This is a genomic window from Nitrospirota bacterium (assembly GCA_016212215.1).
Lineage (GTDB): Bacteria > Nitrospirota > 9FT-COMBO-42-15 > HDB-SIOI813 > HDB-SIOI813 > JACRGV01.
The window spans coordinates 1-10,242 of record JACRGV010000137.1 but is presented as its reverse complement, the minus strand read 5'-3'; the positions used below and the strand labels follow the sequence as shown (position 1 = coordinate 10,242).

Below are 10,242 nucleotides of genomic sequence, written 5' to 3'. Positions count from 1 at the left end.
CCCCTTGAACAAAGGGGGGGATTGCCGTTGGCCATTGAGCACCAAAGGAACTTTCCCCCCCTTAACAAGGGGGGGCTTGGGGGGGTGGTTTTCATCCTCCTTTGTGAAACCTCCGTTTCATGACAGTTCATCCGAAAATCAACCCCATCCCCACCCTAACCCTCCCCTTGAAGGGGAGGGGATAAAAACTAAGCACCCTCTCCCTCAGGGAGAGGGTCCGGGTGAGGGTGGGGTTTTCATTGCCCTTTGTGAACCCTGGCTCATGGGGTTCATCCGAAAATCCTTCTCCCAGACGTCATTGCGAGCCGAAGGCGAAGCAATCTGGCCAACGACGAGATTGCTTGGTCGCTTTCGCTCATAGCAATGACACTAAACATAATTTTCATTCCCCTTTGTGAGACACCGTCTCATGGCAGCTCATCTGTCAATATCTCGCTATTCGTATAAATACATATCTTAGAGGTTATCTTCATTGCCTCTTCAACTATCTCTCTGGCGCTCATGTTGGTATTGTTAATCAATGCACGGGCTGCTGCGAGGGCATAAGAGCCGCCTGAGCCGATCGCCATTATGCCGTCTTCGGGTTCGATTATATCACCTGTACCGGAGAGAATTAAAGAGGAATTTTTATCAGCAACACACATTAATGCCTCAAGCTTCCGAAGTATCCTGTCTGTCCTCCAGTCTTTGGCAAGCTCTATTGCGGAACGTGTAAGATTGCCGTGGTACTGCTCCAGCTTGGCCTCAAACCTCTCAAATAAAGTAAGTGCGTCTGCCGCACCCCCTGCAAAGCCCGATAAAATCGTCCCATTGTACATCCTCCGAATCTTTTTTGCGTTGTGCTTCATTATAGTATTGCCGACTGTCACCTGCCCGTCACCTGCAATAGCCACCTTGTCATCACGCCTGACACATAGAACTGTAGTACTGCGAACCATTGATGTATCCTCCTTATTTGCCATCAGAAAATAACCCCATCCCCACCCTGACCCTCCCCTTGAAGGGGAGGGAATTTTCGTTGACCACTCTCCCCCTACCCCCCTCCCGTCAAGGGAGGGGGGAATAATCTTAGTACCCTCTCCCCCGGCGGGTCCGGGTGAGGGGGTCTTATTTCTTGCTTTTAACTATTCACTGTTCACTATTCACTGCCTTTCCTGCTCCTAGGATGTGCCTTATCATATATCTCCATCAGTTTGTCCATGCTCACATGCGTGTAACGCTGTGTGGTTGAGAGGCTTGCGTGGCCAAGCATCTCCTGGACAGAACGTAGGTCTGCCCCGCCGTTCAGCAGATGTGTGGCAAATGAATGTCTGATTGAATGTGGCGTCATGTCCCAGAGGCCGCTGACCTTTTTGTATTTTTCTACGATTCTGTGGATGCTTCGGGTGGTGATTCGTTTGCCGGATTTGTTGAGGAAGAGAGGACGTCCATCCCTATCCTTTTCACCCGAAAATAAACCCCATCCCCATCCTAACCCTCCCCTTGAAGGGGAGGGAATAACCTTAGCACCCTCTCCCTCAGGGAGAGCTGCAATTAAATTCCTTCCAAATCCCTCCCCCCTCTTTTGCGGGGGGAGGCAGGAGGGTGGATCCGGGTGAGGGTGGGGTTTTTCATGCCCCTTTAGAAATGACAGAGAGCGTCCGGTTGAGGAGGTGTTAATAAGGTATTTTCTTATAGCCTCCACCGCCTTCGACCCTATCGGGACTATCCTTTCTTTTCGCCCCTTTCCTTTGACCCTTATCAGGTTTTCAGTAAGGTTCACATCCTCAATATTCACAGCCGCTACTTCTGCAATCCTGAGGCCGCAGGAGTAGAATGTCTCAAGGATTGCCCTGTCTCTGAGGGTCAGCACATCGTCGCCGACAGGTGTATTCAACAGCCTGTCCATCTCATCAATGGATAGAAACCCCGGCAGGGGCTTATCCTGCCTTGGTGTCGCAACCATCTTGGCAGGGTTTGATGATATTTTATTTTCTTTGTTTAAATAGTTTAAGAATGTCCGGAGTGAAGAGATTTTTCTTGCAAGGGATGCCTTGCCAATCCCCTTCTCAAAAAGGTTTGATAGAAATGCCCTTATTAGTATATGGTCTATATTGCTGATGTCATCAATTGTCGGTTTATCTTTCTCAAGCCTGGCCTTTAGATAATCTTTAAATTGATTCAGATCCGATAGGTAATTCCTCAGTGTGTGTGGAGATACATTCCTCTCGGAGGAAAGGTATATTAGAAAATCTTTAACTGCATCTTCCATTTACTTATATCCTTTAAGGCCCTTCTGGATAGCCTCTCCCTGTTAGCCTCCTTATCCTTCATGACTACGGCCAAAGGAGGAAACAGACCCCAGTTTATGTTCATAGGCTGAAACTTCAGCACAGTATCTGCTGTAATATAACCCAGCAATGCGCCTGCGGCAGTGGTCACCGGCGGCGGGATAAACTCCTCGCCGTTAAGATTAATAACAGCAGAAATGCCTGCAAGAAGCCCCATTGCCGTTGACTCAACGTACCCCTCAACACCGGTTATCTGGCCGGCAACATAAATATCATTTTCTCCCTTCAGACGGAGTGAGTTATCTAATAATTTCGGAGAATTTATAAAGGTATTCCGATGCTGGCTCCCGTATCTTAAAAACTCTGCATGTTCAAGCCCGGGTATCATCCTGAAGACCCTTTTCTGTTCAGGCCATTTCAGCCTTGTCTGAAAGCCGACCATATTGTATGCCTGTCCGAATCTATCTTCCTGACGCAATTGTACAACTGCGTGGGGCTGTCTCCCGTTTCTCGGGTCAGTCAGACCCACCGGTTTCATAGGGCCGTAAGCAAGTGTTTCTATCCCACGCTCTGCCAGAACCTCCACTGGCATACATCCCTCGAAATAAGGTATCTTTTCAAAATCTTTTGCATGAACCTTATCCGCTGTTATAAGTGCATTAAAGAATTGTTCATACTCTTTCCTGTCCATAGGGCAATTTATATAATCTGCACCGCCCTTATTATATCTCGATGCCCTGAACGCAATCTCATAATTAATACTGTCGTTGCTTATAACAGGTGATATTGCATCATAAAAATATATAAAATCATGCTTGATTATCTTCTGCAGATCTTCTGTCAGATCCTGAGAAGTAAGCGGCCCTGTTGCCAGAATAAGCGGCACTTCAAATGAGAGTTTTGAAACCTCCTCCCTCAGCACCTTTATATTAGGATGAGAAGATATGGCATCAGTGATAAAATGGGAAAATTCGACCCTGTCAACTGAAAGGGCTGAACCTGACGGCACGCTTGTCTTATCAGCCGCCTGAATTATCAAAGAACCAAGCTCCCTCAGCTCTTCTTTAAGCAGGCCGTGTGCATTGGTTATATCTTTTGACTTTAAGGAATTACTGCACACAAGCTCTGCAAAATCGCCTGTCTTGTGGGCCTCTGTCATCCTGCCGGGGCGCATCTCGTAAAGCAATACCTTCACCCCTCTCTGAGCCGCCTGCCACGCAGCCTCAGAACCTGCAAGCCCCCCGCCTATGATTACAATTTCAGGTTTCAATTAGAATAATCCTCTTCCGCTTCTCACCTCCCCCTTGAGGGGAGAGGAACTTCCTCAATTCCCTCCCCCTCGACGGGGGAGGGTCAGGGTGGGGGTGAGCAAGGGCATCTGTGTTCTACCAAAGCTCACCCTCCCCCTAACCCCCTCCCGACTTTTCAATTTGGGGAGGGGGAATAATTTTAACTTCACCCTGCCTTATATCCGCACTCTTTATTTATACAAGCCAGACTAATCCCCCCTGACCGCTGTCTTTTCTCGACAAGGAAGGGGGCGCCGCACTGCGGGCATGGCTGTGCTACCGGTTTATCCCATGATGCAAATTTACATGCAGGGTATTTTGTACATGAATAAAAGACCTTGCCCCTCTTGCTCCTCTTCTCTGTAATCTCTCCTTTGCAGTCAGGCTCAGGGCATTTAACCCCTGTAGTAATAGGTTTCGTCGTTTTACAAGTAGGATAATTTGAACATGCGAGAAATCTCCCGAACCGCCCGCTCTTAATCACCATTGGTGAACTGCAAACCGGGCAGATCTCGTTTGTTGTCTCCTGTTGTACTACCTCAATCTTCCCCTCTTCTCCACGTCTGAATTCTTTTGTATTCTTACATTCAGGGTATCCGGAACATGCAAGGAAGTATCCTAATTTCCCCCACTTTATAATCATATTATTCCCGCACTTCTCACACTTTATATCAGTAGGAGTCTCCTCGCCTTTAAGATTCCGCATATCCTTTTTTGCCTTTTCAAGGTGCGTATCAAACGGTCCATAAAACTCCCCGACCGCATCTCTCCATTCACGGCTGCCCTCTTCTACTTCATCAAGATCCTCTTCCATCTTTGCGGTAAATTTGACATCTATTAACTCAGGAAAGTGTTCAACAAGCAAGTCATTTACAAGTACCCCAAGCTCAGTAGGAAAGAATTTACCCTCCTTCTTTTCAACATATTCCCTATCCTGAATTGTATATATGATTGCCGCATAAGTGCTCGGACGGCCTATCCCTTTTTCCTCAAGCTCTTTTATGAGAGATGCCTCTGTATAACGGGACGGCGGTTGTGTGAAATGCTGTGCAGGTTCAAGTGAAATCAGGTTCAACCGTTCCCCTTCAGTCAATGGAGGTATAACAGCCTCTCCGACCTCTCCAACACCATCTTGTGCCTGTTCAGACTCTTCCCTTTCCTCCTGATACACTTTCATAAAACCGGCAAATTTTACAGCAGAACCTGTAGCCCTGAGCAGACACTCACCTGAAGTAACGTCAACTGTTATAGTATCAAAAACAGCAGGGCTCATCTGACATGCCACAAACCTGTTCCAGATCAGCTTGTAGAGATTATAGGTATCCCTGTCAACATATTCCTTTATACGTTCAGGTGTATATTCAACAGAGGTCGGCCTTATCGCCTCATGGGCATCCTGAATCCCCTTTTTATTTCTATATTCAATCGCCCTGTCAGGTAAACACTCATTTCCAAAATTGTTTTTAATATACTTTCTTGCATCAGTCTGTGCATCTTTAGATATACGGACTGAATCTGTACGCATATACGTTATAAGTCCTGCAGGTCCTTCACTCCCTATATCAATACCTTCATATAGCTTTTGTGCTATTGACATGGTCCTGCTTGCAGTAAACCTGAGTTTCTTTGATGCCTCCTGCTGGAGCTTGCTGGTGGTAAACGGTGCCGCAGGATTTCTCTTCTTATCCTTCTTTTCAATCGAGCTTACAACATACTCACCTGAAGAAAGTATCCCCTTTATCCGCTCAGCCTCCTGTTGGTCAGGGATATCAATATCTTCATTCCGGAACTTTATCAGCCTTATCTCAAAAGGCGGCGGCGTTCTCCCCTCAACCATTGCACTGATTGTCCAGTATTCCTTAGATACGAACTGTGCAATCTCCTTTTCAAGGTCGCATATAAGACGCACTGCAACAGACTGGACCCTTCCGGCACTAAGCCCCCGGCGTACTTTATCCCATAAGAGCGGGCTTAGCTTGTAACCGACAATACGATCAAGGATACGCCTTGCCTGCTGGGCATTTACCTTGTTCAGATCAATCCTGCCGGGATTAAGAAGAGACTCCTTTATCGCCTTCTCAGTAATCTCATTGAAAAGTACGCGGAAGATGTTTTCTTTCTTATCTTTCAGCTCTTCAGCAATATGCCAGGCAATGGCCTCTCCCTCACGGTCAGGGTCAGGGGCAAGAAAAACAGATGAGGCGAGCTTCGCCGCCTTTTTTATCTCTGCAAGAACCTTTGCCTTACCCTTTATTGTCACATACTGCGGGTTAAAATTATTCTCTATCTCAATACCTAATTTGCTCGCAGGGAGGTCTTTGACATGACCGACAGAAGCAATAACAGTATACTTCTTCCCAAGATACTTCGTTATCGTCTTCGCCTTTGATGGTGATTCTACAATGATTAATGGTTTTGACATATATATTTATTCCTTTTTATTTTTCTTATTATTACCTATTACCTTTATCCTGAAAAACCCACCCTCACCCTGACCCTCTCCCTGAGGGCGAGGGAATTTTCGGTGTCAGAGCTTCGCCTTCACATAACAACTCCCCGCCACCTGCTCTGCAACCCCTTTTATCTCAAGGTTGAGTAAAAGCTGTATAGTGTCCCGAGGTTCAATCCCGCTTTCAGTAATAATCTGATCTATATGTTTTGGCTCCAGAGTCAACGTATTGTATATATTATTTTCATCTTTTGAAAGAGATATTTTTTCCAAATAACTATTTTTGATAACATTTATTAATCCCTGCGTCAACAATTGTTCAAACTCTTCCAGAATATCTTCAGTACTTGTAACTAATTTTGCCCCTTGTTTTATAAGGTTATTTGTCCCCATGCTGACAGGAGAATTAATATTCCCGGGCACAGCGAACACCTCTCTGCCCTGTTCCAGTGCAAACCGGACTGTAATAAGGGAACCGCTCCTTTCCGCTGCCTCTATTACAACAGTACCGAGTGATAATCCGCTGATAATCCTGTTTCTCTGTGGGAAGTTTTGTTTCTGAGGGCCTGTGCCGGGAGCGAACTCAGAAATAATCGCCCCGTATTCCGGCATCTCTGCAAATAGGCGGCTGTTTTCCGGAGGGTAAACAACATCAATCCCGCACCCCAGAACACCGATGCTCCTCCCTCCTGTCTTTATCACTGACTGATGGGCAGCACTGTCTATCCCGCGGGCCATCCCGCTTACTATTGTAAATCCTGCAGAAGATAGTTCAGATGCAATCTTCTCTGTAACCTTCCGCCCGTAGGTTGTCGGCCTCCTTGTACCGACAATAGCTATTGCTTTGGCATCCCCCTGTGTAATGCCCCCTTTCATATAAAAACAGATAGGCGGGTCAATTATATTCTTTAGTATCTCAGGATAATCAGGATGGTTTAAATAAATAAGCTGAATACCGTTTTCTCTTATTATTTTTATCTCATCTGTAACATCCTTAACAGGATGAACAACTGATTTTATCTTTCGCACAAGCTCTGAAGTAATGCCTTCAACAGTGCATAACTCTTCATCAGAAGCTGCAAATACTTCATCAGGTGTAGAAAACCGTTCAATCAACTTCTTTGAAAAGGCAGGCTTATTCCTGAGTGTGTGTTCAAATGCTAACCAGTAATAATATTCGTCCATAGATGTAAGTGTAAAATTAAAGATAAAATATCAAAAATTAAAAATACGAAGTAAAATTTTCTGTGATTTACTTAAAGAAAAGACTTCCGACACCAAATGGTTCGATACTTTTTGTCACTAATGCTGTGGCGGTTGAAGACTGCACGGAGATTACTATCAATTCACCAATTATATTTTTGGGGATATTGTCCGGACTTTCTCCTGAGACATTTAATACTACTCCGGGGGTAAGGCCATCCTTTGTCCCCTTGTCAAGATAAACAACATTTCGTTCTGAGGCTAAGACAGTCTCTCCACGCAACCCTATTATATGCCCTTTGATCCCCTTAGCCGGCCGGGTTATTGTTAGAACAGGAACAGCGGGCTGAAGACGCTGAATCATATCACCTTCAGTAATATAGTCAAAAGATTTTATAATCCTGCCGCCTGCATCCCTCCCCTGAATCCTGTAAATCTCAAGTACTCCAATGGGAACAGAAAGCATTCCGTATTGTTTACCTGTTTCAGTATTGATAAGGGCCTTCGGTTTTCTGATGATCGCAAATTTGTCGCCGACTGCTGCTTTTTCTTTTTTATTAAACAAAATATTAACAGTATCACCTGCTGCAAAAACATTTCTGTCATCCTGGGACAAGCTGACGGCGCCTGCACTGCTCACTTTATCTGCAATATAACCGCCCATAAAAACCGTTTCCTCCCCGATTATTGGGACCGGCGTTTGTTTAACAGAAACTTTTCCTGTTTCTCCGGAGGCAGAAGAAGGTTTTAAAGAAGTATACGGAGAAGCCGAGCGGATACTCTCAGGTACGTCAATCTCTTCCGGTAACGGCGGTTCAGGGATCAGAGTAGACGCTTCCGAAGGTTTAACCCCTTCTTCAGGATTTTCCTGCTGCCCTGCATCAGATGCGGATGGCTGTTGACCGGCGGCCTCTGTTTTAGATAATGCCTCAACGCCGGGTATAATCAGTTTATCTCCTGGAAAGATCAGGTCAGGATTTTTTATATATTTATTTTTTCCCCAAAGGGCAGACCAGAGAAAAGGATTCCTGAGGTATTCTCCTGAAATATCCCATAATGTATCACCCTTCTTGATTGTATATGATGTTTCATTGTCTGCTGATAAAGCCTCTTCTCCGGAAACATTCGGGGGGATACTAAACAATAAAGCAGACAATATTATTAAAGACAGAACAATTGAAATATTTCTAATTTTCATAGAGGTAACAAGATCCTTCCACTCATTTATTACGGAGAGACAATAAATAAAACAGGAAATAACTTTACGGTAATCTGTTAAGCCTGCTTCTGTGTTTTACGGCGTTTTGGGATAGCCTCATAAATACCGAGCTTTTTCATCTTATACTTTAGAGTGCTTAGAGGAATACCCAGGTCCATTGCTGTCTTCTTCCTGCTCCAGTTCTGATGCTCCATAGTTGACATAATAAAGTCCTTCTCAAAGGAGTTTACTGCCTGATTTAATTTACTATTTTCACTTTGCATATTTAGTCCCCTAGTTTAAATAGTTTAAATAGTTTAAAAACATTATTAATCTAACGCTAAATTTAATTATTTTAATCAGCTTAAAAATTCTTATTAGTCAGGAATGAAGTTCTTTGATGGTATGCAGTGTAATTTGTTAGTTAAGATATTACACAAATTAAAATAAAAATCAAGAGACAATATTTTTTACCTATTACCTTTTACCTATTACCTGTTCTTGACATTACCTGTTGTTAAAGTGTATTTTAAGGCACAATTCAGGCAGGAAAGGAAAGTTAAAATGAACCGCAGACATACAATCACAATTATCAGTTTATTATTTCTGTTTATATCAGTTACCCTCTTCACAGGTTGTTCTAAAAAAGAAGATACCATTAAGATTGGTGTTGCCGGCCCGATGACAGGGGATCAGAGCAAGATGGGCTTGGATATGAAGAACGGTGCTGATATGGCTGTAAAGGAGTGGAATCAGAAAGGCGGAGTTCTTGGAAAAAAGATTACACTCCTTGTTGAGGACGACCAGCATGACCCTAAGCAGGCTGTTTCTGTTGCAAATAAACTCGTGAACGCAGGTGCAGCCGGTATAATCGGACATTTCAACAGCAGTACATCAATCCCTGCATCAGCAGTTTACAACAAGTCAAAGATACCAATGATTACACCTGCCTCAACCAACCCGCAGTTAACAGAACAGGGCTTCCCGAATGTCTTTCGCGTCTGCGGCAGGGATGACCAACAGGGGCTTGTTGCTGCAACGTTTGTGGCCTCTGTTTTGAAATTAAAGAATGTGGCAGTAATTCATGATAAAACTACTTATGGGCAAGGTCTGGCTGATGAATTTGTGAAAGCACTTGGAAACAGGGTTGAGGTTGTTTATTATAATGGAGTAATTCAGGGTGACAAAGATTTCAGGGCAGTGCTTACCTCCATGAAGGAAAAGAAGCCTCAACTGCTCTATTTTGGCGGGATATATCCGGACGGAGGACTTCTGATAAAACAGGCCCGTGAGCTTGGCCTCAACATACCTTTTATGAGCGGAGACGGTGTGATAGACCGGAAGTTTGTTGAGATTGCCGGACCTGCATCTGAAGGAAGCTATCTGACATTCAGCCCTGACCCTGAGCATGTCCCTACTGCAAAAGACTTTCTGAAAAATTACAAATCCGGTTATGGAGAACCAGGCCCCTACTCTATTTATGCTTATGATGCAACTAACGTAATGCTCAATGCAATAGAGTCCGCTAAGAACACAGACGGGACGACTATCAGCAAAGCTATTCACAGCATGAAGCACACAGGTGCATTAGGCGAACTTCAATGGAATGAAAAAGGTGACATAATCCGTTCCCCCTATGTTGTATGGATAACAAAAGACGGCAAATTCATAGAACACTGGAAACCGTAAGCAGTTCATCCGAAAATAACCCCCCCATGCCCCCCCTTGAACAAAGGGGGGGATTGCCGTTGGCCATTGAGCACCAAAGGAACTTTCCCCCCCTTAACAAGGGGGGGCTTGGGGGGGTGGTTTTCATCCTCCTTTGTGAAACCT

The 10,242-nt window shown here is 44.6% G+C and carries 8 protein-coding genes; 1 reads left to right on the top strand and 7 read right to left on the bottom strand.

Annotated features, from left to right (window positions below; all coding sequences use genetic code 11):
* Positions 1–407: 407 nt before the first annotated feature.
* The 7 genes from hslV to HZA08_12565 form a co-directional block, all read right to left on the bottom strand.
* Entirely contained in the window at positions 408–938 is a 531-nt protein-coding gene (gene hslV / locus HZA08_12595) for an ATP-dependent protease subunit HslV (protein ID MBI5194261.1), read from the bottom strand.
* Between the two features lie 200 nt (positions 939–1,138).
* Positions 1,139–2,251: a tyrosine recombinase XerC gene (locus HZA08_12590; protein ID MBI5194260.1), complete on the bottom strand. Its 1,113-nt coding sequence runs from the start codon at positions 2,249–2,251 to the stop codon at positions 1,139–1,141.
* Positions 2,224–3,540, bottom strand: coding sequence for a methylenetetrahydrofolate--tRNA-(uracil(54)-C(5))-methyltransferase (FADH(2)-oxidizing) TrmFO (gene trmFO / locus HZA08_12585; protein ID MBI5194259.1), 1,317 nt, complete (start codon positions 3,538–3,540; stop codon positions 2,224–2,226). The genes HZA08_12590 and trmFO overlap by 28 nt, the downstream gene beginning before the upstream one ends.
* Before the next feature lie 185 nt (positions 3,541–3,725).
* Positions 3,726–5,981 carry a type I DNA topoisomerase gene (gene topA, locus HZA08_12580; GenBank protein ID MBI5194258.1) on the bottom strand — a complete coding sequence of 752 codons (2,256 nt, stop codon included), beginning with the start codon at positions 5,979–5,981 and terminating at the stop codon, positions 3,726–3,728.
* Positions 5,982–6,086: 105 nt separating this feature from the next.
* Complete coding sequence (gene dprA, locus HZA08_12575) at positions 6,087–7,193, bottom strand: DNA-protecting protein DprA (GenBank protein ID MBI5194257.1); 1,107 nt, start codon at positions 7,191–7,193, stop codon at positions 6,087–6,089.
* Between the two features lie 67 nt (positions 7,194–7,260).
* Positions 7,261–8,409 carry a LysM peptidoglycan-binding domain-containing protein gene (locus HZA08_12570; protein MBI5194256.1) on the bottom strand — a complete coding sequence of 383 codons (1,149 nt, stop codon included), beginning with the start codon at positions 8,407–8,409 and terminating at the stop codon, positions 7,261–7,263.
* Positions 8,410–8,486: 77 nt separating this feature from the next.
* On the bottom strand, positions 8,487–8,693 hold the full coding sequence (locus HZA08_12565; protein ID MBI5194255.1) for a hypothetical protein: 207 nt from the start codon (positions 8,691–8,693) through the stop codon (positions 8,487–8,489).
* Between the two features lie 280 nt (positions 8,694–8,973).
* Between HZA08_12565 and HZA08_12560 the strand changes: the two genes are divergently transcribed.
* Positions 8,974–10,098, top strand: a complete 1,125-nt coding sequence (locus HZA08_12560; protein ID MBI5194254.1) for a branched-chain amino acid ABC transporter substrate-binding protein — start codon at positions 8,974–8,976, stop codon at positions 10,096–10,098.
* Positions 10,099–10,242 lie beyond the last annotated feature (144 nt).

Excerpts from the sequence above, each read along its gene's own strand:
- hslV (MBI5194261.1), bottom strand. The coding sequence starts at position 938 with ATGGTTCGCAGTACTACAGTTCTATGTGTCAGGCGTGATGACAAGGTG.
- HZA08_12590 (MBI5194260.1), bottom strand. The coding sequence starts at position 2,251 with ATGGAAGATGCAGTTAAAGATTTTCTAATATACCTTTCCTCCGAGAGG.
- topA (MBI5194258.1), bottom strand. The coding sequence starts at position 5,981 with ATGTCAAAACCATTAATCATTGTAGAATCACCATCAAAGGCGAAGACG.
- dprA (MBI5194257.1), bottom strand. The coding sequence starts at position 7,193 with ATGGACGAATATTATTACTGGTTAGCATTTGAACACACACTCAGGAAT.
- HZA08_12570 (MBI5194256.1), bottom strand. The coding sequence starts at position 8,409 with ATGAAAATTAGAAATATTTCAATTGTTCTGTCTTTAATAATATTGTCT.
- HZA08_12565 (MBI5194255.1), bottom strand. The coding sequence starts at position 8,693 with ATGCAAAGTGAAAATAGTAAATTAAATCAGGCAGTAAACTCCTTTGAG.
- HZA08_12560 (MBI5194254.1), top strand. The coding sequence starts at position 8,974 with ATGAACCGCAGACATACAATCACAATTATCAGTTTATTATTTCTGTTT.